The 26,035-nt window shown below is 41.4% G+C and carries 17 protein-coding genes, 14 tRNA genes, 2 rRNA genes and 1 pseudogene (1 of these 34 running past the window's edge); 31 read left to right on the top strand and 3 right to left on the bottom strand.

Annotated elements, in window-relative coordinates:
• From NMQ00_RS12135 to NMQ00_RS12010, 26 genes and pseudogenes are all read left to right on the top strand, one after another.
• Nucleotides 1-2,096: ribosomal RNA gene (locus NMQ00_RS12135) — 23S ribosomal RNA — on the top strand (it extends 818 nt beyond the left edge of the window).
• Between the two features lie 99 nt (nt 2,097-2,195).
• A 5S ribosomal RNA gene (gene rrf / locus NMQ00_RS12130) occupies nt 2,196-2,311 on the top strand.
• Between the two features lie 8 nt (nt 2,312-2,319).
• A tRNA-Asn gene (locus NMQ00_RS12125) sits at nt 2,320-2,394 on the top strand.
• A gap of 13 nt (nt 2,395-2,407) precedes the next feature.
• Nucleotides 2,408-2,498, top strand: a tRNA-Ser gene (locus NMQ00_RS12120).
• 19 nt (nt 2,499-2,517) lie between these two features.
• A tRNA-Glu gene (locus NMQ00_RS12115) sits at nt 2,518-2,592 on the top strand.
• A gap of 17 nt (nt 2,593-2,609) precedes the next feature.
• Nucleotides 2,610-2,683, top strand: a tRNA-Met gene (locus NMQ00_RS12110).
• Nucleotides 2,684-2,690: 7 nt separating this feature from the next.
• A tRNA-Asp gene (locus tag NMQ00_RS12105) sits at nt 2,691-2,766 on the top strand.
• A 24-nt stretch (nt 2,767-2,790) separates the two neighbouring features.
• Nucleotides 2,791-2,866 (top strand) — tRNA-Phe (locus NMQ00_RS12100).
• A 3-nt stretch (nt 2,867-2,869) separates the two neighbouring features.
• A tRNA-Tyr gene (locus NMQ00_RS12095) sits at nt 2,870-2,950 on the top strand.
• A 3-nt stretch (nt 2,951-2,953) separates the two neighbouring features.
• Nucleotides 2,954-3,024 (top strand) — tRNA-Trp (locus tag NMQ00_RS12090).
• 18 nt (nt 3,025-3,042) lie between these two features.
• Nucleotides 3,043-3,118, top strand: a tRNA-His gene (locus NMQ00_RS12085).
• Between the two features lie 6 nt (nt 3,119-3,124).
• Nucleotides 3,125-3,199, top strand: a tRNA-Gln gene (locus NMQ00_RS12080).
• 4 nt (nt 3,200-3,203) lie between these two features.
• Nucleotides 3,204-3,278, top strand: a tRNA-Gly gene (locus NMQ00_RS12075).
• An 8-nt stretch (nt 3,279-3,286) separates the two neighbouring features.
• Nucleotides 3,287-3,360, top strand: a tRNA-Cys gene (locus NMQ00_RS12070).
• A 9-nt stretch (nt 3,361-3,369) separates the two neighbouring features.
• Nucleotides 3,370-3,450, top strand: a tRNA-Leu gene (locus tag NMQ00_RS12065).
• A gap of 115 nt (nt 3,451-3,565) precedes the next feature.
• Nucleotides 3,566-4,492: a tyrosine-type recombinase/integrase gene (locus tag NMQ00_RS12060; protein WP_255176881.1), complete on the top strand. Its 927-nt coding sequence runs from the start codon at nt 3,566-3,568 to the stop codon at nt 4,490-4,492.
• A 195-nt stretch (nt 4,493-4,687) separates the two neighbouring features.
• Nucleotides 4,688-5,599 carry a replication initiator protein A gene (locus tag NMQ00_RS12055; RefSeq protein ID WP_255176880.1) on the top strand — a complete coding sequence of 304 codons (912 nt, stop codon included), beginning with the start codon at nt 4,688-4,690 and terminating at the stop codon, nt 5,597-5,599.
• Between the two features lie 1,447 nt (nt 5,600-7,046).
• Nucleotides 7,047-8,333 (top strand): hypothetical protein, encoded by a 1,287-nt coding sequence (locus NMQ00_RS12050; RefSeq protein WP_255176879.1) that lies wholly within the window; start codon nt 7,047-7,049, stop codon nt 8,331-8,333.
• 215 nt (nt 8,334-8,548) lie between these two features.
• Nucleotides 8,549-9,778 carry a phage portal protein gene (locus NMQ00_RS12045; protein WP_255176878.1) on the top strand — a complete coding sequence of 410 codons (1,230 nt, stop codon included), beginning with the start codon at nt 8,549-8,551 and terminating at the stop codon, nt 9,776-9,778.
• A complete protein-coding gene (locus NMQ00_RS12040; protein ID WP_255176877.1) occupies nt 9,750-11,219 on the top strand; it encodes a phage major capsid protein in 1,470 nt (489 codons plus the stop codon). The genes NMQ00_RS12045 and NMQ00_RS12040 overlap by 29 nt, the downstream gene beginning before the upstream one ends.
• A gap of 63 nt (nt 11,220-11,282) precedes the next feature.
• Nucleotides 11,283-11,732, top strand: a complete 450-nt coding sequence (locus NMQ00_RS12035; protein WP_255176876.1) for a phage major tail protein, TP901-1 family — start codon at nt 11,283-11,285, stop codon at nt 11,730-11,732.
• Between the two features lie 478 nt (nt 11,733-12,210).
• Nucleotides 12,211-14,913, top strand: coding sequence for a class I SAM-dependent DNA methyltransferase (locus tag NMQ00_RS12030; protein WP_255176875.1), 2,703 nt, complete (start codon nt 12,211-12,213; stop codon nt 14,911-14,913).
• Between the two features lie 15 nt (nt 14,914-14,928).
• Nucleotides 14,929-15,780, top strand: coding sequence for an abortive infection family protein (locus NMQ00_RS12025; RefSeq protein WP_255176874.1), 852 nt, complete (start codon nt 14,929-14,931; stop codon nt 15,778-15,780).
• 119 nt (nt 15,781-15,899) lie between these two features.
• Nucleotides 15,900-16,397: a hypothetical protein gene (locus tag NMQ00_RS12020; RefSeq protein ID WP_255176873.1), complete on the top strand. Its 498-nt coding sequence runs from the start codon at nt 15,900-15,902 to the stop codon at nt 16,395-16,397.
• 173 nt (nt 16,398-16,570) lie between these two features.
• Nucleotides 16,571-16,969, top strand: a complete 399-nt coding sequence (locus NMQ00_RS12015) for a hypothetical protein (protein ID WP_255176872.1) — start codon at nt 16,571-16,573, stop codon at nt 16,967-16,969.
• 976 nt (nt 16,970-17,945) lie between these two features.
• Nucleotides 17,946-18,359, top strand: a pseudogene (locus NMQ00_RS12010) (ATP-binding protein); the annotation flags it as partial.
• A gap of 364 nt (nt 18,360-18,723) precedes the next feature.
• Here NMQ00_RS12010 and istB read toward each other — a convergent pair.
• Together istB and istA are read right to left on the bottom strand one after the other, a co-directional pair.
• Nucleotides 18,724-19,440, bottom strand: coding sequence for an IS21-like element helper ATPase IstB (gene istB, locus NMQ00_RS12005; protein WP_147538924.1), 717 nt, complete (start codon nt 19,438-19,440; stop codon nt 18,724-18,726).
• Nucleotides 19,437-20,864, bottom strand: coding sequence for an IS21 family transposase (gene istA / locus NMQ00_RS12000; protein ID WP_255178718.1), 1,428 nt, complete (start codon nt 20,862-20,864; stop codon nt 19,437-19,439). The genes istB and istA overlap by 4 nt, the downstream gene beginning before the upstream one ends.
• Before the next feature lie 480 nt (nt 20,865-21,344).
• Here istA and NMQ00_RS11995 point away from each other — a divergent pair, with 480 nt between their 5' ends.
• A complete protein-coding gene (locus NMQ00_RS11995) occupies nt 21,345-21,887 on the top strand; it encodes a hypothetical protein (RefSeq protein WP_255176871.1) in 543 nt (180 codons plus the stop codon).
• Nucleotides 21,888-22,104: 217 nt separating this feature from the next.
• Here NMQ00_RS11995 and NMQ00_RS11990 read toward each other — a convergent pair whose 3' ends face one another.
• Nucleotides 22,105-22,764 (bottom strand): DUF6241 domain-containing protein, encoded by a 660-nt coding sequence (locus NMQ00_RS11990; protein WP_255176870.1) that lies wholly within the window; start codon nt 22,762-22,764, stop codon nt 22,105-22,107.
• A gap of 292 nt (nt 22,765-23,056) precedes the next feature.
• On the opposite strand from NMQ00_RS11990, the gene NMQ00_RS11985 reads away from it, so the two are divergent.
• The 4 genes from NMQ00_RS11985 (at nt 23,057) to NMQ00_RS11970 (ending at nt 26,032) form a co-directional block, all read left to right on the top strand.
• Nucleotides 23,057-24,076: a Delta(5) desaturase DesA gene (locus tag NMQ00_RS11985; RefSeq protein WP_255176869.1), complete on the top strand. Its 1,020-nt coding sequence runs from the start codon at nt 23,057-23,059 to the stop codon at nt 24,074-24,076.
• Nucleotides 24,077-24,310: 234 nt separating this feature from the next.
• Nucleotides 24,311-24,381 (top strand) — tRNA-Gly (locus tag NMQ00_RS11980).
• Nucleotides 24,382-24,459: 78 nt separating this feature from the next.
• Entirely contained in the window at nt 24,460-25,608 is a 1,149-nt protein-coding gene (gene queG, locus NMQ00_RS11975) for a tRNA epoxyqueuosine(34) reductase QueG (protein ID WP_255178717.1), read from the top strand.
• Nucleotides 25,589-26,032, top strand: coding sequence for a methylated-DNA--[protein]-cysteine S-methyltransferase (locus NMQ00_RS11970; RefSeq protein WP_255176868.1), 444 nt, complete (start codon nt 25,589-25,591; stop codon nt 26,030-26,032). Before queG ends, NMQ00_RS11970 begins: the two co-directional genes overlap by 20 nt.
• The last annotated feature ends 3 nt before the right edge of the window (nt 26,033-26,035 follow it).

Below are 26,035 nucleotides of genomic sequence, written 5' to 3'. Positions count from 1 at the left end.
TAGCGGTGAAATGCCAATCGAACCTGGAGATAGCTGGTTCTCCCCGAAATAGCTTTAGGGCTAGCCTCGAGGTGAAGAGTTCCGGAGGTAGAGCACTGATTGGACTAGGGGCCCCCACAGGGTTACCGAATTCAGTCAAACTCCGAATGCCGGCAACTTGTACTCGGGAGTCAGACTGCGAGTGATAAGATCCGTAGTCGAAAGGGAAACAGCCCAGACCATCAGCTAAGGTCCCCAAGTGTATGTTAAGTGGAAAAGGATGTGGCGTTGCACAGACAACTAGGATGTTGGCTTAGAAGCAGCCACCATTCAAAGAGTGCGTAATAGCTCACTAGTCGAGTGACGCCGCGCCGAAAATGTAACGGGGCTAAACATACCACCGAAGCTATGGATCCCGTAAGGGATGGTAGGGGAGCGTTCCAAGCAGCAGTGAAGCGGTATCGTGAGGAGCCGTGGAGCGCTTGGAAGTGAGAATGCCGGTGTGAGTAGCGAAAAGAGGGGTGAGAATCCCCTCCGTCGAAAGCCCAAGGTTTCCTGAGGAAGGCTCGTCCGCTCAGGGTTAGTCTGGACCTAAGCCGAGGCCGAAAGGCGTAGGCGATGGACAACAGGTTGATATTCCTGTACCGCCGTACCACCGTTTGAACGATGGGGGGACGCAGAAGGATAAGGTAACCGTGCGACTGGAAGTGCACGGACAAGCAGCGAGGCCGTCGGGTTGGCAAATCCGCCCGACACACAAGGCTGAGCTGTGATGTGGAGCCCGTAGGGCGAAGTACCGGATTTCACGCTGCCAAGAAAAGCCTCTAGTAAGGAGGTCGGCGCCAGTACCGTAAACCGACACAGGTAGGCGAGATGAGAATTCTAAGACGCGCGGGATAACTCTCGTTAAGGAACTCGGCAAAATGGTCCCGTAACTTCGGGAGAAGGGACGCTTATGGCAACATAAGCCGCAGTGAATAGGCCCAAACGACTGTTTAGCAAAAACACAGGTCTCTGCTAAATCGCAAGATGAAGTATAGGGGCTGACGCCTGCCCGGTGCTGGAAGGTTAAGGGGATGTGTCATCGCAAGAGAAGCACTGAACCGAAGCCCCAGTAAACGGCGGCCGTAACTATAACGGTCCTAAGGTAGCGAAATTCCTTGTCGGGTAAGTTCCGACCCGCACGAAAGGCGTAACGATTTGGGCACTGTCTCAACGAGAGACCCGGTGAAATCATAGTACCTGTGAAGATGCAGGTTACCCGCGACAGGACGGAAAGACCCCATGGAGCTTTACTACAGCCTGATATTGAGGCTTTGTACGCGATGTACAGGATAGGTGGGAGTTTGTGAAGCCGGAGCGCCAGCTTCGGTGGAGACACCCTTGGGATACCACCCTTTGCGTATAGAGTCTCTAACTCGCAGCCGTGATCCGGCTGGAGGACCGTGTCAGGTGGGTAGTTTGACTGGGGCGGTCGCCTCCTAAACAGTAACGGAGGCGCCCAAAGGTTCCCTCAGAATGGTTGGAAATCATTCGAAGAGTGCAAAGGCAGAAGGGAGCTTGACTGCGAGACCTACAAGTCGAGCAGGGACGAAAGTCGGGCTTAGTGATCCGGTGGTTCCGCATGGAAGGGCCATCGCTCAACGGATAAAAGCTACCCTGGGGATAACAGGCTGATCTCCCCCAAGAGTCCACATCGACGGGGAGGTTTGGCACCTCGATGTCGGCTCATCGCATCCTGGGGCTGGAGTAGGTCCCAAGGGTTGGGCTGTTCGCCCATTAAAGCGGTACGCGAGCTGGGTTCAGAACGTCGTGAGACAGTTCGGTCCCTATCCGTCGTGGGCGCAGGAAATTTGAGGAGAGCTGTCCTTAGTACGAGAGGACCGGGATGGACGCACCGCTGGTGTACCAGTTGTTCCGCCAGGAGCATCGCTGGGTAGCTACGTGCGGACGGGATAAGTGCTGAAAGCATCTAAGCATGAAGCCCCCTCCGAGATGAGATTTCCCTTTGAGCAATCAAGAAAGACCCCTCAGAGACGATGAGGTAGATAGGTCATGGGTGGAAGCACGGCGACGTGTGGAGCTGAATGATACTAATCGGTCGAGGCTTTGATCTAGTCTAACGGTTTGTATGAATTGATGAGTCTTCAGTTTTGAGAGAACAATCTCTTAAAAAATATTGACGTTATGACTAAATAATGTTAATATAATACTTGTCTGGTGGCGATAGCGAAGCGGCCACACCCGTTCCCATGCCGAACACGGAAGTTAAGCGCTTCAGCGCCGAAAGTAGTTGGGGGTCTCCCCCTGTGAGGATAGGACGCTGCCAGGCAAGATCGTTCCGCAATAGCTCAGTGGTAGAGCAACCGGCTGTTAACCGGTAGGTCGTAGGTTCAAATCCTACTTGCGGAGCCACTTTTCTCTTTTTGGAGAGCTGTCCGAGTGGCCGAAGGAGCACGATTGGAATTCGTGTAGGCGGCAAAACCGTCTCAAGGGTTCGAATCCCTTGCTCTCCGCCAGTTTTTCAATCAATAGTATGGCCCGTTGGTCAAGCGGTTAAGACACCGCCCTTTCACGGCGGTAACACGGGTTCGAATCCCGTACGGGTCACCATTTAAATTTTATATCGTCGCGGGGTGGAGCAGTCTGGTAGCTCGTCGGGCTCATAACCCGAAGGTCGTTGGTTCAAATCCAGCCCCCGCAATTAGTGTGGTCCTGTGGTGTAGTGGTTAACATGCCTGCCTGTCACGCAGGAGATCGCGGGTTCGACCCCCGTCAGGACCGCCATTTTAATTAAATTACTACATACATGGCTTTGTAGCTCAGTTGGTAGAGCAAAGGACTGAAAATCCTTGTGTCGGCGGTTCGATTCCGTCCAAAGCCACCATGTGGGGGGGTAGCGAAGTGGCTAAACGCGGCGGACTGTAAATCCGCTCCCTCGGGTTCGGCGGTTCGAATCCGCCCCCCACCACTTAGGGGCATAGTTTAGCGGTAGAACTACGGTCTCCAAAACCGTCAGCGCGGGTTCGATTCCTGCTGCCCCTGCTTCTTAATATAATTATGGCGATTGTGGCGAAGTGGTTAACGCACCGGATTGTGATTCCGGCATTCGAGGGTTCAATTCCCTTCAGTCGCCCCATTTTATTGGGCTGTAGCCAAGTGGTAAGGCATCGGATTTTGATTCCGACATGCGTAGGTTCGATCCCTTCCAGCCCAGCCATTATGCGGAAGTAGTTCAGTGGTAGAATACGACCTTGCCAAGGTCGGGGTCGCGGGTTCGAATCCCGTCTTCCGCTCCATTAAATTTGGCGCCATAGCCAAGTGGTAAGGCAGAGGACTGCAACTCCTCTATCGTCGGTTCGATTCCGACTGGCGCCTCCAACATAATATGCCGGTGTGGCGGAATTGGTAGACGCGCACGACTCAAAATCGTGTTCCTCTGGAGTGTCGGTTCGACTCCGACCACCGGTATCAAGTTTTAGGCTCTGACTTATGTCAGGGCCTTTTTTGTGTTTTCTTTTACACGACTGTTTTTACAAAGAATCGTATTCATTGAATCGTGTTCATTGCTAAAGGGAGTGTAAGCATGCGCAGAAAAAGAGAACTATCCAAAGAAGAATTGAGAATTATTCATACAAGAGTGAGTGATGAAGAGGCAATCGATGAGTTCTTTAAGCACTGTTACTTAAAAAATCTTAGACAAGCAACGATTGACTACTATCGGAACGAGTTCATGGCAACGAAGCGCATCTTGAACAAAGAGTTGGTAGATCTGGAGACTTCGGACATTGAACATCTCATTATGATCAGTAAAGAGAGAATCAAGATCACAACTATCAACACAAGACTGAGAGCTTTAAGAGCGTTCTACAACTTCATATACAGAAAACGTCTCATCTCAACAAATCCGATGGAAGATATAAAACTTCTTAAAGATCGTCACAAGATGATAGACGCTCTAGAGAACAGTGAAATCGAAAAGTTGTTAAAAGTCATGCGAGACGAAAAGACATTTGTCGGTTTTCGAGATGAAGTGATCTTTCTTGTATTCTTAGACACTGGAATCAGGCTATCAGAACTTGTCGGTATTGAGATTGGTGACATCAGGGGAGACGAACTCCTTGTTAGAAAGACAAAGAATAATTTCGAGCGAACTGTTTATTTGTCAGAGTTCACGCAGCAGCAATTGAAGCGCTACTTAGTCATTCGAGGACAATTGGATACAGATGCTCTATTTATCAATAGAGACAATGGTCCTTTAAAGAGTCACAGCATTCAAGGGCGCTTTACTCGCTATGGACAGTTGGCAGGTATCGAGAAGAGAGTGAGTCCTCATACATTTCGTCATACGATGGCCAAGCGAATGGTGATGGAGGGAATCGATGCGTTCTCTCTGATGCACCTATTGGGTCACACGGACATCACCGTCACAAAAAGATATGTAAACCTATGGGGCAAGGATTTAAAGCGCAAACATGGCAAATATGGAGCTCTAAAGGGGCTTCGGTTGTAGTTGTGTACGAACGTTTGTTCGTATTATAAAATAAAAAAATAGAGCCGTGAGATGGCATTCTCACAGACTCCGGGGTAATCAGAGGTTCCGTTAAGGTCGTTATAATAACAACAACAATACGAAACACAACACTAATGTTGTTATTATAACGGCTCTCTCTGAAAAATTCAAATCCAGGGTAGGGGAGAGTTTGAGATGAGTCATTACTTTACGAGAGACGATCGAGATCAACTCATCTACTATCAAGTACCGAAAGTGTTGATAGTGGGAGAAGCATATCGAGATATGAAGCCGAATACAAAATTAGTCTATATTCTATTGTTGGATCAAGTGAAGTTATCGATGCAGAACGATTGGCAGGATGACGGAAAATACTATGTACGTCTTGGCGCTGAAAAGGCGGAAGAATTATTAGGTATGTCCTCATCTACTTTTAAGCGTTGTAAGAAAGAATTGGCCGACTATGGTTTGTTGGAAGAAGAGCGAGATGGACTTACACGAGCGAATAAACTATTCCCGTTGAAACTGGCATATACAGATGATGATTTGATTAAAGTAAACTCGGACACTGAAACTGCAATCAAAGAAGACATGGATCATGCTGCCCAAGTTAACGACAATAATATGCAATTAGATAAGGCCCCAAGCCTGAAGTGTCAAAATGATCTTTCAGGCGATGAGGTCACTTTGAACTCTCCTGAAGGGTCAAATTGGTCAGAGCAAAGGGTCAAAATGACCCATCAAGAAGGGTCAAAAAGAACCACTAATAAGAATAACTATATTAATAATAACTTAAGTAATAATGATGATAACAAATCTGTTAACAAGCTTGTTAACAAAGAAACGGTTATCAGTGACATTAGAAACGATGAAGATGAGGTAACAATTCACAAACTCACAAACGAATATCGCCTCAAGGGTCTCAATAAAGATATTGTGCTTAGAGTCGTTAAAGAGGTAATGAACAATCGAAGTGAAATTAAAAACTTGGGCGGATATTTGCGCTCTTGTTTGGAGACGACTTTATACAGAACAAGAGCGAAGAAAGGCGAAGTAACGTATGAGGAGAAACAAGAATATATTAATAGAGTCTTTGGGATGGGCTGAGGGGCTCATAAATGGCTCGTATTAGACTTCGGCTCTTTGAGAAATATGAATACTCATCAACTTGGTGATTGAGCAATGAACAAGCTCTACGGGAATAAAGGATCACTCTCATAGAAATTAATCTTAGGCTATTTTCAATTGTGATGTCGATTTAGTCTGAAGGAAATGAAAGATGATATCTGCTAGCTCACTTCAGAGCGCAGCGTTTACGTTTTCAATGGCACAGATATAATAAATAATTCTCTAATTAATTTTAGATATTCGTTTACGTAATCATTTATCTAGATATAAATGTATTACAACCGAATAACATTGGAGACATTAAAGTGCCGAGAGTTCACTCCTATATCAAATAACTCCGAGGTCCGTAGATGCCGTTGCAAAATCAAAACTCTGCTGATGGATATGGATTCATTCGATATTGACCAACCTTATCAATATCTTGCAATGATGAATTCATTATTATCCGTTATTAGGGTTTTTAATATTTGAACCTAACAGAATTGACTGTTGAATCAATATTGGGTGGAGCGTTTCTTCATGACACGGTAAGAAGCTGTGCATGTCGCGACATTAAGTTGTAACGAATTACCGAGGCTCAAGTGAGGTAATTACCTTTTAAAAGTTATTATTTTTAAAAGTGTTCTTAATGTTTTTGAGTTGTATACAATGGGAAATTTTAAAGTTTTTTAGTTAGTCATTAGTCAATTGATTAGTGTTTAGTCGTTGATCAATAAAAAAAATAAAAAAATGCCTGCCGAATCAAAAGTCTTTAAAAAAACATAAAAAGTGAGGATTCGAAGAAGCCGAAACTTTTTATTTTTTTAAAGTTTTGATTCGATCGTGCTTCGGATGAAACAGCTTGCTGTTGAAGTAGAAGTGCGATTATACAGTCTTGATACTATTTCTTTTAAAAGAGAAAAGTATGAATCAGCTAAATAAAAAAAGAATTACCATCTAGCGAAAAAAGATGAAGTGAGGTCGAGATTCGAAGAATCCGAACGAACGAATACTTTTTTCGATATGGCGACGACCCAGCGAAGCGGTCGTTAGCCACTAGAATAGGTTATAAACAGTCCATAAAGTTACATAAATGTTGTAATTCATAAGCCCTTAATTCTTCTAGCACGAAATACTGTGTAATAAGTATTAGAAAAGTGTTGGTATACATAGCTTCGTGAGCTCCTTCTCTTAAAAGAAAAAAAGTTATTAAGAAAAAATAAATAAATAAAAAACTCGTTACCTAGCGGAAAAAGTGAAGTGAGATCGAGATTCGAAGAATCCGGTCGAACGAACTCTTTTCCGATACAGCGTCGACATGGTTGCGGAGCGACAAGCGGAGCAGTCGATGCAAAAAAAAGAGTTCAATTATATAAATAGCAATTTACGTTTGAATTTTAACTGATATAAAACAAGTGTTAAATCAAATATCAGGAGTGAAATTCAAATGGAAAAAGTAAAAGTAATTGATGCAATCTGTGGTGCAGGAAAGACAAGTTATGCAATTCAAATGATGAATGAGAACACTTTCGGCAAAAAGTTTATCTTTGTAACTCCGTTCTTATCAGAAATTAAGCGAGTCATTAGTGCAACAAATTTAAATATGACTACTCCAATTGCAGCAAGAGGAAAAGGAAAAAAACTGGATCACTTAAAGAAGCTACTGGCTGATGGAAGATCAATCGCAATCACACATCAACTTTTTAAGATGATGGATCATGAAGCACATGAATTAATTCAACAGAATGACTATACATTAATTATGGATGAAGTGGCCGAGGTTATTGAGGTATTTCCAATAGCAAGTCAAGATATTGACGTTTTAATTAACGGAGGGCACATTCGAATTGAAGATGATTCTAGTGTAACTTGGCTCTCAGATTACAACGCTGAGGAAAAATATGCGTTATTTGCTAATGTGAAAAATGCTGCTAACTTAGGAATTCTGATGGCTTTTGGAGAAGATAAGTTGCAGATGGTATCGTTATTACCTGTAAGCGCGTTTAATAGTTTTCAGGAAGTCTATATTTTAACTTATCTGTTCGATGGACAATTGCAGAAATACTATTATGATTTTTTTAATCTTCAGTACAATAAGTACTCAGTAATTAAGTCTGAAGAAAAATATATGATTGTAAACTATAACAATAGATATGATCAACGAGAGAAGCTCAAAGAATTAATAACAATCTACGAAGACTACTCAACTAAGGGAAGACCGAGTACTTTGAATACAAATTACTATAGTCGAATCACTAAAGCTCATAAATATCTCTTATCACACTCTTGGTATGAAAATGCGCATTCAGAAAAACACAAGCAATTGCAAAAGAATTTAATTTCATTTTTTAGGACCCAAGCGAAAACGACTAATAATAAATTGTTCTGGACAACTTACAAGTCAAAAGCAAAACGCTTGTCTAACGCAAAGTGCAAGTTTAATAAGTATGATGATCGAGAAAAAGATAATTTTGTGCCGTGTACGATTCGAGCTACAAATGATTATGCGCACTGTACAGCAATGGCGTACATGGTCAATCGCTTCTTAAACCCAGTAGAAAAGCAGTTCTTCTTAAGTCATGATATTCACGTGGACGAGGATTTACTGGCGCTTTCAGAATTAATTCAATTTATGTTCCGAGGATCTATCCGAAATGGCGAAAAAATGGCATGTTATATACCGTCGGAACGTCAGAGAGACTTACTAAAAAAATATTTAGATTATTTGCTATAAATTTCTCAAAAAGCTGATACAAACCCCTTAGTTGTGTACATATATAGTAGAGAGGCATATCTCCATTTATATGTACTCGATTTGAGAGGTTTGTAATGAATCTGTCTTCCTTCTTTCATTTACTCTGTCAACGATATTCGTTGATGGAGTATTTTTTTTAGCTACACTTACTGCTTTCAATAGCAACGAATATAACACGGAAAGGGAAATGAAATTTGAGCTTATTTAACTATCAAAAAAATAAAAAATCTACGCAAGGTGATTATTTTGCGCGAACAATCTTAACTGGGACTCGTCCGGTAAAAGTCCGAGAGGAAGATGTGTTGAAGATTCCAACTGTTTATGCGGCCGTAGAGCTGATCACATCATCGATCTCGCAATTACCAATCTATTTGTATCAAGAACAGTCAAATCATTCAGTAGATCGAGTACAAGACGAGAGAGTCGATTATCTCAATCACGATGCAAATGAAGTAGAGACTGGTCAAACATTAAAGAAAAAAATTGTACAAGATTTCTTACTTCGTGGAAGGGCATATCTTTATAAAAAGAACGGATCTCTTCACCATTTATCGGCCAAGTCAATGAGTGAGGAATTGTACACAGAAGACAATATTACAGTTGCGCATAAGCGCTATCAGTACAGTGGTTTATCAAGTAACGTTGAAATTCCTTCAGAGCAGTTAATTGTTATTGATTCAGGAACAGACGGATTGCTAGTTAATTCAGATAAATTATTTAATACAGCACTTAGTCAACTTAAATATGAAGAGAACTTACTTTCGAATGGGGCATTGCCTACAGGTGTTCTTAAAGCAGGAACAAGACTCACAGAGCAAGCGATTAATCGCTTAAGAAAAGGATTCGATGCTTTATATTCAGGCACAGAAAATACAGGCAAGACAATGATTCTTGAAGACGGATTAGAATTTTCGAAATTTTCGTTTTCTCCAGATGAATTAAGTCTTCATCAAAGTAAAAGCACAATCACTTCAGAAATTGCACGAGTCTTTAACGTTCCAGAGAGTATGCTCAACAGTACGGCTAACAAGTATGCTTCTCTTGAGCATAACAATCTACAATTCTTGCAGAACTGTATCGGCCCTATCATTACAGCAATCGAATCAGCACTTGATAAGAATTATTTACAGTCAGGCGAGAAATTGCTTGGCTATTTCTTTAGGTTTGATACTTCAGAACTACTCAGAACAACAGAGGCTGAGAAAGTAAAAACAGTGAGTCAGGCATTAGAAAAAGGGTTGATCTCATTTAACGAGGCACGTCATCGTCTTGATTTACAAGGGATTGAAGAAGACTACTTCGTTCTTGGGCTTGGTCAGGTCTTAAAGAAAGTTTCAGATGATAGCATGCTTGTCTTAAATATCGGAGAACAAATCGAGACAAAGGAGAAACATAATGGAGAACACAGTGGAATTACGATTTAAGAATTTACAACTAAGATCAACTGATGCGAATCAATTAGTAGTAAGAGGATACGTGAACAAGACGAATCAATTAAGTGAAGTCATGGGAACGGCAAAGAAGTTTGTTGAGAAAATTGAACGAGGTGCGTTCACAAAAGCACTTCAAGTAAAAAAGCAGGACGTTGATTTTCTTGCAGAACATGATCAAGAACGTATTTTAGCTTCGACAAGTAATAATTCACTTGAACTAAAAGAAGATGAGGTCGGTCTATTTATGGAAGCGAGAATTGCACCGACTTCATGGGGGCGAGACTACTATGAATTGATTACTGCAGGTCTGTTTAAAAATATGTCATTCGGCTTCAGAGTATTGAAAGATGAATGGAAGTATCTTGGCAAACAACTTCACGAAAGAACAATCAAAGAGTTAGAACTATTTGAAGTAAGTGTTGTAAAGAATCCTGCATATTCACAATCAAATATTTCAGCGAGACAGTTTACGTTAATTGAAGAAGTTGAAGTTCCATCAATCGAACAAACAGAGAAAACTAAAGGGGAAACTAGAAAAATGAGAAAAATTGAGACACGAAAAAACGAACTAGAAGAAATCTTAAAAGGCGAGAGTCGTTCACTTCAAAAAACTGCAGACGGACACACTTTAGTTCCACAATCAGTACATCAAGACATTGTGCATTTGATGGAAGAGAAGTCTCCAATCTTTGCGCTAGCAAAAAGATACGATTCAGTCAGTGGTAATTTGAAAATCGCACGAGAAGACGATTCTATTGAAGCAGGATTTGTAGGTGAAGGCGATGATATTATTGAGAGTTCATTCGGCTTTGAATACGCAGAGCTAAAGCAAAAACGCGTTGGCGCAGCAGTGACGCTTACGAATCAGTTAATCAATGACAGTGGAATTAATATTGAAGACTACGTTAAATCATTGTTGGCTAGACGAGTTGTTAAGGTCGTTGAGCGTTCTATGTTAGTAGGACAAGAACCTGAGGAGTTAAATGGTATCGTGCATGATGAAAATGTAAAGGCAATTTCGATGGATGGTGTTGTAACGGTAGATACACTTGTTGATCTATATACATCAATTCATCCTGAGTATCTTGATGATGCGGCATTCATTATGGAGAAAGGATTCTTTGACCAAATTGCAAAATTAAAGGATTCAAATGGTCATTTCTATATGCAAAATGGTATGGTCAACGGTCAATTGATTCGAACGCTTTTCGGAGCTCCAATTCATGTAACTGATTCTTTACCGACTACAACACCTGTTATCTTCGGGAATTATCAAGAAGGCGTATCAATGATGATCAAACAGCAATCAGGACTTCAAGAAATTGTTGATTCAAAGCAAGCACTTCGAGGTTCGAAATTATTAGTGTTTGATATGTATATGGATTCGATCGTGACAAATCCACAAGCACTTGTTAAGTTGCAACAAGTATAAGTAACTATGCGGAATCGTTAACTCGGTTCCGCACTTTTTTTATTTGAATAGGAGAGAGAACCAATGACAAAGAAAATGAGTGGTATGAAAGTTAAGTTATATATTTATCGACAAGGCACTGGCCGAGTATTGGCAGGTCAACGAAATGCTTCACTTGGTCGTTCGGCAGAATCAATTGATGCTACATCGAAAGACACAGAAGGATTCTGGAATGAATCATTACCGGGCTTCAAGTCTTACACGATTGATGCTGACGGCGCATATGTCGAATCAGATGCAGCATACGAAGAACTCGAGACAGCATTCTTAAATTCTGAGAATGTAGATGTCTATCTTGAAATGCCATCAGGCAAGCGATACGAAGGGAACTGTACAATCACAGACTTCTCACTTGATCTTCCATACGATGATCTCGTAACGTACTCAATCTCACTTCAAGGTAATGGTTCATTGAAGATTATTCTGGAGAGTAATCAGACTGAAGCCATCACTTCAAATGAGGTAGAAGTCTAATGGAACCATCAACTAACACACTAAACATAATCACTAAGTTACAATCCTTAACTGCGCTTCGTCATGACCTGGGTGAAGAGTTATATAGACGATCAGTTGCAGGGTTATACACAAAACATATTGTCAGTAAGGTGAGAGAGCGAGAGATGGACATTGATCGGAGTGATCTACTCTCGCGTATCAACCTAATGATGGTGAGCTTCCAATGTGAAGAAGTATCATATGGCTTTCTTCGTCAGTACATCTGACTGATGAAGATACGCCCTACATAAATTGAAAAAAACATAGTAATGCTCATAATAACTTAGGGGGGAGTGGAAACACACCAGGTCCCAAAACTCCTATTTGATGTTGAAAATACTCCTTTTTACTAGAAATCTTGTTACATAAATAGGAAAATGTAATCATAAGGAAGCTTGAAATTTAATCATATGATACATTAATGAATATTAATGGCAACTAGAGGAGATGCATTTAAGTGGCAATATTAGATTGGACGGAAATAAGGGACCGAGCTATAAAGTTTTCTGCTGAATGGAAAGATGAAACGAATGAAAATGCAGAAGCAAAATCATTTTGGAACGACTTTTTTAACATCTTTGGAATATCAAGACGCCGTGTAGCTACATTTGAAGAACGGGTTAGCAAGTTAGAAGGAACAGGGTTCATTGATTTACTTTGGAAAGGAGTTCTTCTGATAGAACATAAATCTCGAGGAAAGGACTTGAATAAAGCTTACAATCAAGCAATCGATTACTTCCCGGGACTAAAAGAATCAGAACTACCTAAGTATATTCTTGTATCTGACTTTGAACGATTTGCTTTGCACGATTTAGAAACTGGAGCGAAGCGAGAATTCGAACTAAAAAACTTACATAAGAACATTGAATTGTTCGGTTTTATAGCAGGCTATCAGAAACAAGAATTTAAAGAGCAAGATCCTGTAAACATTAAAGCTGCAGAGAAGATGGCTAAATTACACGATGGGCTTAAAGACGCTGGATATGTTGGGCATGAATTAGAAGTCTACTTAGTGCGCTTATTATTCTGCCTATTTGCAGATGATACAGGTATATTTGAAAAGAACATCTTTAGAGATTACATTGAGCAACATACTAAAGAGGACGGTTCTGATTTAGCAATGCACCTTCATCAAATCTTTGCTATTTTGGACACTCCTCGCGAGAAGCGAATGACGACATTGAGCGAAGCTTTAAATCAGTTCCCTTATGTTAACGGAAAATTGTTTGAAGAGACATTGCCACCTGCAGCATTTAATAAGGATATGAGAGAGCTTTTCCTAGAGTGCTGTATTTTAGACTGGGGTAAAATTTCTCCAGCGATATTCGGCTCAATGTTTCAAGGGGTAATGAAGCCTGATGAGCGTAGAAGTTTAGGTGCTCACTATACAAGCGAAAAGAATATTCTTAAAGTCATTGAACCATTATTTATGAATGATTTAAGAAAAGAATTCGAATCTTGTAAAGGAAACATCCGTAAATTAGAAGAGTTTCATGAAAAACTATCAACATTAACGTTTTTAGATCCTGCCTGCGGGTGTGGGAATTTCTTGATTATCGCTTATAGAGAACTGCGATTATTAGAAATTGAAGTACTTCGAGAAATTACAACTGGACAAATGGCAATTGATCTAGGATTTTTACTTAAAGTTAACGTTGATCAGTTCTATGGAATTGAAATTGATGAATTTCCGGCGCAAATTGCACAAGTAGCTTTATGGTTAATGGATCATCAAATGAACATGATGGCTGGCCAAGAGTTCGGTATGTATTACACACGTTTACCGTTAACTAAAAAAGCGAATATTCAACATGCAAATGCATTAGAAATAGACTGGGAATCGGTCATTTCGAGTAAAAGGTTGAGCTACATTTTAGGTAACCCTCCGTTTGTCGGTTCTTCGATGATGAGCAAGGAACAAAAAGAGGCAATGAAACCTATCACTAAAGAATTGAAAAGTGCAGGAGGATTAGACTTCGTTTGTGCATGGTACATTAAAGCTGCTCAGTATGTGCAATATTCAAATACACTTGTTGGACTTGTCTCCACAAATTCAGTTGTTCAAGGTGAGCAGGCAATCGTTTTGTGGAAGTATCTTTTTAAAGAAAAACGTATGACGATTCATTTTGCGCATCAAACATTTAAATGGACAAATGAGGCTAGAGGGAATGCAGCAGTATTCTGTATCATAGTAGGTTTTAGTGCTCACAGAGACCTTCCGAAACATTTGTACTCATATCCAGATATTTCTGCAGAACCAACTTTGAAAAAAGTAAAAAATATTAATCAATACCTATTAGAGTCACCAACAATTTTCATTGAGAAGAGAAGAAAACCAATTTCTGAAGTTCCTGAAATGCTTTACGGCACTAAACCTGTCGATGGTGGAAACTATCTCTTTACGAAAGAGGAAATGGAATCCTTCTTGCTTCAAGAGCCACAAGCGCAACCTTATTTTAAAACATGGATTGGGGCTCAAGAGTTAACGAATTCTACTGAACGATATTGCTTATATTTAAAAGATTGTCCGCCTGGACAGTTAAAAAAGATGCCACTTGTATTGGAAAGAGTAAATAATGTAAGAGCAATACGGTTGGAAAGTGATAAAAAATCTACAAAAGAATGGGCTAATTATCCTACACACTTCACTGAAGATCGATATTCAGATTCAAATATTTTAATCGTTCCTCGGGTAACATCAGAAAAACGTCCTTATGTCCCGATTGGATTTTATCAAAAAGGTACTATTTGCAGTGATGCGGCTTTTCAAGTTTCAAATGCCACTCCTTATCTGTTTGGATTACTAAACTCTTCAATGCATATGGCATGGTTAAAAACTGTAGGTGGCAGATTAAAGAGTGATTTCCGATATTCTAACACTCTAGTCTATAACAATTTTGTTTTCCCCAATGCTTCTGAACAGATTGTCGATAAAGTTGAGAAAGTAGCAAATGAAATTTTAGAACTTAGAAAGAATTACATTAGTTACAACAATACTCTAGCTGACTTATATTCTCCTTTAACGATGCCTCAGGATCTACGAAAAGCTCACAACAAATTAGATGCAATTGTTGATAAAGCTTATGGCCGTAAATTTAAAACTGAAGAAGAACGTGTTGTACATTTACTTTCGTTGTACACAGAGCTAACTTCAAAATAGGAGGTGATTTTTGAATTGAATCAAACTGTTGCTCAATTAGAAAAATTTAAAGATTCAATGATCGAGGCAGTAAAGTATTATTGGCATTTAGAAGATGCAGATGAATATGAACCGTATGCATTAAATAAGATTCTTAGCGCAGAAGAGTATAAAACTAATAGACACATGCTATTACTTTTCTATATGAAATATAATCAAAGAATTCCCGATTTGTTTGACAAAAATCGAGAGCTAATTGATTTACTAAACTATTTGTTTGACGAGATACAACTTGAGTCCGAAGCAATAAAAGAAATTAAAGAAGAGCTTTATCCTGTCATGGACGCATTAGAAATCAAGAATATGAAACTTGAAGTGATTTATGTTCAACCTGAATTACCTGAAATTCTGACGCATTCACACATCTTAACTGAAGTTAGAAAAGGTGAGCAGCGAATCGATCAAGGTGACTATGCTGGTGCAATTACCTCTTCTAAAACATTAGTGGAATCTGTTATCAAAGAACTCTTGATAAAGTTCGAACCTGAAAATAAAGAGAAAATTGATAACTATGATTTACTCAAGTTATATAAGAATCTTAGAAAGCACTTGAACATGGAGAAAGTTGATACTAAGAGTGGTGTTGAAAATGAAGAAAGTCTGGCAGCGAAAAAGTTCGAAGAGAGTCTTAATCGAATTCTCAGTGGGTTTAACAATGTTATACAGGGGCTGGCCGAGATAAGAAATTTATCTGGAGATTCACACCTTCCAACGGTAAAAGCATCAAGGCATCATGCGGTAATGGCGGTAAACTCTTCTATTACTATTTGTAACTTTTTGTTTCACACCTATAAGTATCAACAAGAAGCGAAACAAAAAGTTAGATAATGAATTTATTCTCACTCTCCTGAAAAAAAGGAGAGTTTTTTTTGTGTTTTAATTTACAAAATACAAACGTTCGATATAACTGGGGGGAAGTTGATAAAAAATGAAAGAGGTATTAGACAATGAATAATCAATTTGAATCAAAAAGCGCGCAATTTATAACCAATATTTGTCTAGAGTTAGCATCAGAAGGAACTGCTACATTTCTCTATCCAGTAACCTGCATCATTAATCCTAAGGATATTAAGGGGGTAAAATTAGGGTCATTGAATGAATATCAGATTGAAGATTTGGAAAGCTTAGCTGAAGTGGAGAAAAAGTCTCCGGATTATAAGAAGCCGAGTGGATTCGACTTTGTATTTCTTGAAGATGTTGATGGGCTTCATCACTTAGACGGTGAAGAAAACTACAAAGGAGTTATTTATAAGTATCTACAGCAAATTGGAGAAGTAGAAGATATGGAGGCGATTGTTATTAAGCCAGTCAATCAAGAGTCAGTTCAAAAAGAGCTAGAACGTGGATTGCTAGAGTTTCAGCCTTTAGTTATGACTGAAGAAGTTATGATGGCTGCTGGACAGTGCGCAAATATGAAATGGCTGAGAGCTCTGCCAAAAACATAATCATAAAATGCAAATTTTATTTCCTCTATATATAGAGGTCCAACTGAATATGTTATTTAAGAAGTTATTTAATTTTCTATTTAAGAAATTAGATAACTTCTTATTTAATTGAAGAAATGATTGAAAGTATTAAATAAGAAAATCAATAAATCGAATAGAAAGGTGTAAATATTGTGTTTCCAAGTAAAGAAAGTCTCGAACAATACCTTAAAGAAAAAATGACAAATGAGGACATCGCAAAAATATATGGATTGTCGTTTCAGAAAGTAATTGGTTTAATAAAGAAGTATCAACTTGATCCCAATGAGCTACGACAAACAGATCAATACATTGTTTATCTTCACCGAGAGAATGGAGAAGTCGTTTATGTTGGTAGTGGTGTTTGGTATCGAATGAGAAGATATACGAATCGTCGGAATGTTGAGCATCGAAATATGATGCAGTCTGGTAACTTAGAGTATGAGATCGTGGCAGAGTATGCAGAACGAAGAGATGCGTTAATTCATGAGCAACGATTGATTCATTACTATAAAAGTAAGAATCTCGCTCGATTTAATAAGTACATTGCGTAAGAGGTTGACGAAACAGCAGCCTTAGAAGTATGTTGGTAGTAGTCGTGTTGAACGAATTTTAACGAAAATGCAGAAGCGTTGATATACAACATAAGTAAGAGATTTAAATTTGATTCGGGACTCAAAATCGTGTTCCTCTGGAGTGTCGGTTCGACTCCGACCACCGGTATCCGTAGATCCTAGCTGAGGCTAGGGTCTTTTTTGTTTATATGTAACTAATTAATAATAATCTTCGCTTATTATTCGGCAGAGTCTATTACTGCAACGTTGAAGGATATTGATATGTTCTGGAATGAGTCGCTTCCTGGCTTGGAAGCTAATACGATTGATGCTGATGGTGCTTATATAGAATCATATAAAGCATATGAGGAACTTGAGACAGCGTTTATTAATTCTGAGAATGGTTGATGTCTATCTTTAGATGCCTTCGGGTAAATGTTATGAAGGGAACTGTACAATCACAAACTTCTTGCTCAATTTTCCATGTGATGATCTCGTAACGTACTCAATCTCGCTTCGAGGTAACGGTCCATTGAAGGTTATTCTAGAGAGTAATCAGACTGAAGCAATCACTTCAAACGAGGTAGAAATGTAAATGGGAACATCAACTAACACAATGAACATCATCATGAAGTTGCTGTCATTGACTGCACTTCGTCATGATCTAGGTGAAGAGTTATTTTAGAGGATCAGTTGCAAGTCTGTACATAAAACATATAGTCAGTAAGGTGAGAGAACGAGAGATGGACATCAATCGGAGTGATCTACTCTCACGGATCAACTTAATGAAGGTGACCTTCCAATGTGAAGAAGTATCATATGGCTCTCTTCGTCAGTACATCTGACTGATGAAGATACGCCCTACATAATTTGAAAAGAACCGAGTAAGGTTGATAATAACGTGTGAAGGAGATGAATTTTCATCGGTACCTAAACTCCTATTTGATGTTGAAACATACATTTAACTAGAAATCTAACATGGTTGGCGAACGCTTTGGCCGTCCAGGCCTGTCGCCAATTCCACAAGGTAAAGTATATCCGGCTGCCTGAACTATTGGACGAGCTCGCGGTGGCGAAATACGAGGCGGACGGCAGCTTCAGGAAGCTAATCCACAAGTATCGGACGATCGACCTCCTGATCCTTGACGAATGGCTCCTCACCGAGCACCCACAGGAGCATGTGATGCATCTGTTGGAAATCGTTGAGGCACGGTTGAAGCGTTCCTCGACCATCTTCTGTTCCCAATTCGCACCCGAGGGATGGCATTCGAAGCTAGGACAGGCCCAAATCGCGGACGCAATTCTCGACAGGATCGTACACGACTCCTATAAAATCCTGGTCGATGGCGAAACCTCAATGAGGGAACGCCATGGGCTAGGAATAAGCTAAAATCTTGGCCATCGATGAGTCGATGGCCTTTTTCTTCATATTGACTGGCTCAGTATCCGCATTTGGTGGCTCAGTTGTCCGCATTCGATGGCTCACAAGTCCGCACTAGTGGCTCTCTGTATCCGCAATACTCAATTGGAGTAATCAAATAAGAAATTAACAAATTGAATATAAGGACCGCCATTAATTTTAAAACTAAAGAAATTATCAGATAAAATTGAAAAAAACGAAGAATATTCCGATATAATGATAAATAGTTACAGAAGTTAGAAGGTGTGTTAGAACGGTACGAAGGTAGATGTATTTTGCAATACAAATGTGCACAATAATGCAACGAAAAGTACAGAACTTTGCCAGCTGGGTTTTAGTGTTTCGACAACGCATGCGTGACACGATAACTGTCACCTGTGAAATTTAATATGTGAGCGTGATGGATGACGCGATCGACGAGTGCCGCCGTTAGGCGCGCGTCGCCAAAGATGCGATTCCACTGGCTGAACTCAAGGTTGGACGTGATGATCAAGCTCTTTCGCTCATACCAGTCAGTGATGAGATGGAACAGGAGTTCCGCAGATTCTTTTGTGAGAGGGATGTATCCCATCTCGTCCAAAATGATCAGGTCTGCCGATTCGAGACGTGAATGGAAGCTGCTCAGCTTCCCATCCCTCCAGGCCTTGTTAAGTTGCTCTACGAGCTCGGAGACCCGGAAGAACCTCACCTCATAACCTTTGTGACAAGCTTCTCTCCCGAGTCCGATGGCCAAATGGGTCTTTCCCGTCCCCGGGGACCCTGTCAGAACGACGTTCTGTGAATGCTCGACGAAATTCAATGAGGTCAGTTCGTCCTTATCCAAATGCTTCGGGAAATAGATGTGATTGCCCCAGTGATAATCGTCGAGTGACTTGTTGTTGATGAATTTAGCCTTTTTGATTAACCGTTGCGCTTTCGCTTCCTCGCGGAGGCGCATTTCCATTGAGAAAAGCTCCGTGAGAAACTTTTCAGGGGATTCAGTTGGAATCGATTCATAGATTTCAGCGACATAGGCAAGGCGGAGCGATTTGCACATTTCTTTTAGGCTCATACTGCACCACCTTCTCCCCAAGGCCGATTCAGGCTATCGTACTTGCTCCAATCCACATCATAAGGATGGTCCTCAACCACGGCTGGATCGTCGTCCTCGCTCAGTAGCTCGTATAGGCGTTCATTGATCTCGAGGATTGGATAGAGTGCGAGCTTGGCTCGGATCCAGGCCAGTCTTTCCTGCCGAACGAGTAAGTTGGGTACGCCCAGGTACTCTTTGATTCTACCCGGCAGATATTCGGAATAACGGGAGTGCCCGAAGCTTCTCGGCTTCTTGTGCCAAGTGCTGATGATGTTTTCCCATGGGAGCGCACGCTTTGTCATCATGTAGGGACGTTTTTCTTCGTAAAGGATTTCTCCGTGAAGTGAGAGAATCTTCATCGAATCCCACCTTAAGATGGCGCGTACTTGCCCATGACGAGCCCCTGAAGGGATCAAGACTTTCGTCTTATCGATCGTTATTTCGCCGTACTTGTTCACCTTGAACAGTTCTTCCTTGAAGACGGGGAAGTCTTCTTGAGGTAATCGCAATAGATGTCTCTGCTCTTTTTCGAACAGCTCACGGATCAGCACATGCTTTTCGTAATGGACTCGCTCCATGTCGTCCCGTAGGGAAACTGCGAGCTGTCGGTTCATCGAATCGTAATCATGCATGACAGGGGCCGGGACAAGAAAGTTGTATCGAACGTATCCGACCTTGTTCTCGACACTTCCTTTCTCGTTCCCGCTGTAAGGATTACAGCTTTGGACTTGGAATCCATAATGAGCCATGAACTGCATGAAAGCATCGGTATAGATCGCCTCTTCCCTCGTCGTTCGCGGTTGGATGACTGCCGCGGGGAGATTATCAATTCGGAGTTGTTGCGGCACACCGCCGATTTCTTCAAAAAGCATTTTGAGTCCCGTCAGGAAGCACTCTTGGTTTTCTGCGGGGAGGGCGACGGCTGCCGTACGGTTGCTGAAGGGCAGACTCATGACGAGGCACTTCACATCGACCGCATGACTATCTTTGACGACTTCCATCGTCCCGAAATCCACCTGCGCCTCACCCGGAGGGTGCTGCAGTCGTTCATGCCTTGTGTCGTTTTCCTCTTCGCTTGTCATATGCCAGTTCTTGATGAAATTGCACACCGTTCGATAAGAGCCCTCGAATCCGTTCGCCACCAGCGTTTCATAAATCTTTTTATTCGTTCGTCTCAACTTTTTCTGAAGCATCTGATCCTCTGTCAACCAATCTTCGACCATCTCGCCCCATTTCGTTCCGTACATCATGCCCCTCTTGGGGCGAATGGTTTCGCTTGGCAATTGAGCTGAATCCGCGTATTTTTTTACCGTCCTCCAATTGAGGTCTAGATTTTTAGCGATTCGATTGATTGAATGAGATTTGTGGTTTCTAAGAAATTTGATACAATTGATATCGGACATTGCTAGCATTCCTTCCATCTCCTAACGTTCTTGTTTCGCAACTTAAACGTTAGGGTGAGATTATGGTTGCTGGCAAGTCCTTTTTCTTTTCTAAAATAGGAGTGCAGAGTTGTGTACGTTTCCGTTGCACACTTCTGCACTCCTATTTTGCACTACACAGTAGAAGGTGTGTTAGAACGGTACGGTGGAATTGAATATTACTATTAATGCTCACTATAAAAAAGAATTAATTCAATAAGTAAATCTTTAAAAGAGGAAATACTAGGATACTTAGGAATAAATTCAAAGGAAGAGTATGAAGCGGCATAATACGAGTTTATTATAGTTCAAAGAGAAAATGATGATGTAAATGAGTCTTATTACTATGGAGAGAAAAGAACCCTTGGTGAAGGCTCGAAAGGATTAAAAAGATTTGAAAGGTATGTCCTGAAATAATATAGAGATTTATGTTCCTATTATAGGTTGAAGGGGAGAAGAGTAATGACAGAAGAAGAAAAAAAAGCAAAAATTAAGAAACTTGAAAATGAAATCGTAGAATTAAATTTTAAGAAATTTAAGTTGCAAATGGGGCATCCATTATTAAATAGCCTCCAAAGTTCTTTAGAAATAAGAAAAAAAGTTAGCCCACTAAAGAAAATGAATCGCATAATGATTTTCCTGCCAATTCTAATTTTGCTCTTACCAATACTCGTTTATCAATTATCACCAAATCCTGACTGGAATTTTTCAGAAGTGTTTGCGCCTTACGCTATTTTTATCGCAGTTTTTATGCCGATTTATCAAAATTTTGCCCTTAAGGTAAATCAAGAAAACGAGCATGAGAAGACTGAGAAGTTTTTAGAAGCAATACTATATCAACTATACACAAAAGATACAAATATTGACGTTTTCAAAGATGCGAGATATTTAATTAATGGTATTGATACTAAACTATCTTATGATGAAAAAATTGAAATTATGGTAAATGAAATTGAGCAAGAAATCAAAAATACTGAGTTTGAAATTTCGAAATTAAAAGAATAGACATGAATTGATTAGACTTTATACTTCTTTGACTAAAGGTCATTAAATGCAAAATAAAAGAATAAAGATATAATCAACTGGAGTGTCGGTTCGACTCCGACCACCGGTATCCGTAGATCCTAGCTGAGGCTAGGGTCTTTTTTTTGTTCTATGTAAAATGTAAAAATTTGAGTCGAAATGAAAAATGTTGATTTTCCAAAGTAAAAGAAAAAAACCATCACGGAGATGATTCTTCATATGACGTGTACGTCGTTTCGTCCAATGTGTTCAAGTATTCAGGACCGAAGTTGTTTAAGATAAAGAGTTCTTCTTCGTTCTTGGTAGCTAATCCGTTCGAGAAACCTTTACTCGCTTGGAGGAAGTGCAGCAAACGATCTTGTTCCGTGTCGGCTTTAGAGAAGTCACCTTGCGACCAGTGATCGAGCATCGCTTTCAATTCCGAGTACATACTGTCTCCGATTTTGAATTTAGTTTTTAGGAGCTCCAAATAGTCAGCCGATTGTTGTATATTGTCTGGGGTCATCGGAATCGCTCCCCATTTAGATCGGGCCGATATTTTTTGATGTGTCATCAAGTGCATGCTTTTAATCAGTTCGGTCCGGCTCGGTTTCTCTTCATTGAAGGAGACCTCTAATTCAACACGAGTTTTGGCAGTGGAGTTGCCTCTCCGGTCTAATGGGTCTTCTTTAGACACTTCGATTTGTAACTCTTTGACTCGCTTTGCGTATTTGTCATCAAGATTCTCATTCTCGACGCCTTGACTCAAATTTTTATAAAACGTATAGCTGACAAAGAAGACTGGGATAAGCAAGATGAAGACGCTCGTCATGATGATCAATCGCTTAGGTGTGAATAACTTTTTCAATTTCTGGAACAATGCTATTTCCTCCTATCTCTACATAGTTGGATTCTAACACACTTTATATATTATTAATTCCATATAAAGAATATTAATGGTAATTATTGCGATGGAAATAATAATTGCTTCAAATACTAATCTGAATGAACGATTTATTCTATATGATGTGATATAATTACCTGGTAATAATATTTTTATGACAAATTGATTCTTATGGCGACGGATGCTGTCGTCAATCTCATAGTGTAGTTGGTTTCATATTTCATTTTGTAGTCGTCAGCGCTGTATGTAATTGAGGAGGAAGTTGTACATGAGTAAAGAAAAAATCGCCCAGCTCCGGAAACACGTCTCACCGTTTGAAAAGGCCGACGTGAAGAAAAGCGTCCGGCAGATGATCAACACGATCTTGCCGTTTCTTGCCGCTTGGATCCTTGCCTATCAAGCGCTTCAAATTTCGGTCTTTTTGACCATCCCGCTCGCAATCGTCGCAGCTGGATTCGTCGTCCGGATGTTCATCATTTTCCACGACTGTACGCACGGTTCATTTTTCAAAAATAAGAAAGCGAACGCCATCGTCGGAACCATCATGGGTATCTTGACGTTATTCCCGTATGAGAAGTGGAAACGAGAGCATTCGATTCACCACGCCTCGAGTGGAAATTTAGATAAACGGGGAGTCGGTGACATTTGGGTCATGACAATCGAAGAGTACGTCGAAGCTTCGAAATGGACACGTCTCCAATATCGTCTATATCGTAATCCGCTCGTCATGTTCGGTCTCGGTCCGTTGTTCTTGATTCTCATCACGAGCCGTTTCAACCGGAAAGACGCCCGCAAAAAAGAACGAAACAACACGTATCTCATCAACCTGTCGCTCGTCGTACTCTATGCGCTCGTCATCGCACTCGTCGGATGGAAAGCGTTCTTGATTGTTCAAGGAACGACGATGTTCACAGCAGGCGTTCTCGGGATTTGGTTGTTCTACGTCCAACATACGTTCGAAGACTCATATTTTGAGGACGAGAGCGAGTGGGACTATGTGAAAGCGGCAATTGAAGGAAGCTCGTATTACGAGTTGCCAAAAGTATTGCAGTGGGTGACCGGGAATATTGGCTTCCACCACGTGCATCACTTGAGCCCACGCGTACCGAACTATAATCTGGAACAAGCCCATACGTCGACACCGCCGTTACAAAAGGCAACGACGATCGGTCTGTTCTCTAGTTTGAAGTCGCTGCGTTATAAGCTGTATGACGCGAAAAACAAGACGTTCGTCACGTTCCGCGATATTAAGCACTTGCTTCGGGAACCGAAGACGTCCTCGTTATAACAAAGATTCCTGCTGACCTGGTCGGCAGGAATTTTATTATCTTTCGAGATATGGCTTTTTCTCTTATATTGAAATAAGATTCAAAAGATAAGAATAAGGGAATCAATAGTTACACTTCTCAAAAACTCTTTGTTAAATAAGCTCTTGAAGAAATTTATTTAAAAGTATTGACTTCCTAAAGGTATAGATGTATATTGATTGTAGTCGCTTTTACAGCCGACTCATTTGAACCATGCGGGTGTAGTTTAATGGTAAAACCTCAGCCTTCCAAGCTGATGACGAGAGTTCGATTCTCTTCACCCGCTTCATCATCTCTCTGCCGACTGGCGGGGAGATTTTTTGTATGCGAAAATAGACACGAAAGAGGTGATTCGATGAACGGGATGGATCCGGAAACACTTAAACAGAAGATTGTGGCATATGCGACAACGATCGGGATCGACGAGTTGAAAGTGACGACCGCCGACCCGTTCATCGTCATGAAGCAACGTCTCGTGAAGCAACAAGAGAAAGGATTCGCTTCGGGCTTTGAGGAGCCCGACTTGGACAAACGGACGACACCGACGCTGTTGCTCGACGAGGCACAGTCAATCATCGCCATCGCGATCGCCTATCCAAGTAAATTGAAGGATGCCCCGCGAAGTGTCGCGGATGAGCGGCGTGGCTTGTTCGCCCGGGCGTCATGGGGGCTCGATTACCATCGTGTCGTCGGCTCAAGGCTCGAGCAATTACAAGCGTATATTGAGCAGCTCGTTCCGGGAGTCCGGACGCGCTCGATGGTCGATACGGGTGAACTCGTCGACCGGGCCGTGGCCGAACGGGCTGGGATCGGCTTCAGCGGCAAAAACTGCTCGATCATCTCGCCGGAGAAAGGGTCGTACCTTTATTTAGGGGAGATGATCCTCGACACGTATTTACCACCGGATGAGATGATTGAAGACGGATGTGGCGAGTGCACGAAATGTATGACAGCTTGTCCGACGACAGCGCTCGTCGAACCAGGTGTGCTCGATGCCAAACGTTGCATCGCCTATTTGACGCAAATGAAGACGCTCATGCCGCGCGAGTTTCGTTCGAAGCTCGGCGGACGACTTTATGGTTGCGACACGTGCCAACAAGTCTGCCCGTACAATCGGAAGAAAGACTGGCGCCATCATGAGGAACTGCTCCCTGAAGCCGAAATCGTCAAACCGTTGCTCGTACCGTTATTGGACTTGAGCAATCGGGAGTTCAAAGCGAAATATGGGCATCTGTCTGGGTCGTGGCGCGGTAAAAAGCCGATTCAACGGAATGCGATTTTGGCGTTGGCGCACTACCGGGAACCATCGGCCGTACCAGTTCTCGAAGACTTTATCCGAAAAGATGAGCGAGAAGACATGCGAGCGACGGCCGTCTGGGCAATCGGCGCAATTCTCGGACCTGAGGCCGAGACGATTTATCAACAGGTCGAAGCGATCGAGACATCGGAAATGGTACATGAAGAGATTCGCTTATTTCGAGAGGAGTGGGACCATGAAGACCGTGTCATCTAAATGGGGAACGTTAGCGTATGAACTGAACGCACAAGGGAAATTATGTGCGTTAGACTTTGCGGAGATGGAAGCAGGTGATGGTTCGGCACCGACATGGCTGACTGACTTGATTGAACGCGTGGAGCAAAACGGACTTCAACCGTCTGACCGCGAGTGGATCGAGATGAACGGAACCGTCTTTCAGCAAGAAGTGTGGGATGCGCTCTTGACAATCCCGTTCGGTGAGACGCGGACGTACAAACAAATCGCCGAACAAATCGGGCGACCGAAAGCGGTTCGGGCGGTCGGCCAGGCACTGAACCGCAATCCGCTACCTGTCATCTTCCCATGCCATCGAGTTGTCGGCAGCGGGGGACAACTGACCGGGTTTGGCGGTGGCCTTCATCAAAAACAACGATTACTTGATCTCGAACAAGTGAAGTGAGGA

It is taken from the genome of Exiguobacterium aurantiacum (assembly GCF_024362205.1).
GTDB lineage: Bacteria > Bacillota > Bacilli > Exiguobacteriales > Exiguobacteriaceae > Exiguobacterium > Exiguobacterium aurantiacum_B.
The sequence above is the reverse complement of the archived record's forward strand: the minus strand, read 5'-3'. Positions and strand labels throughout refer to the sequence as shown.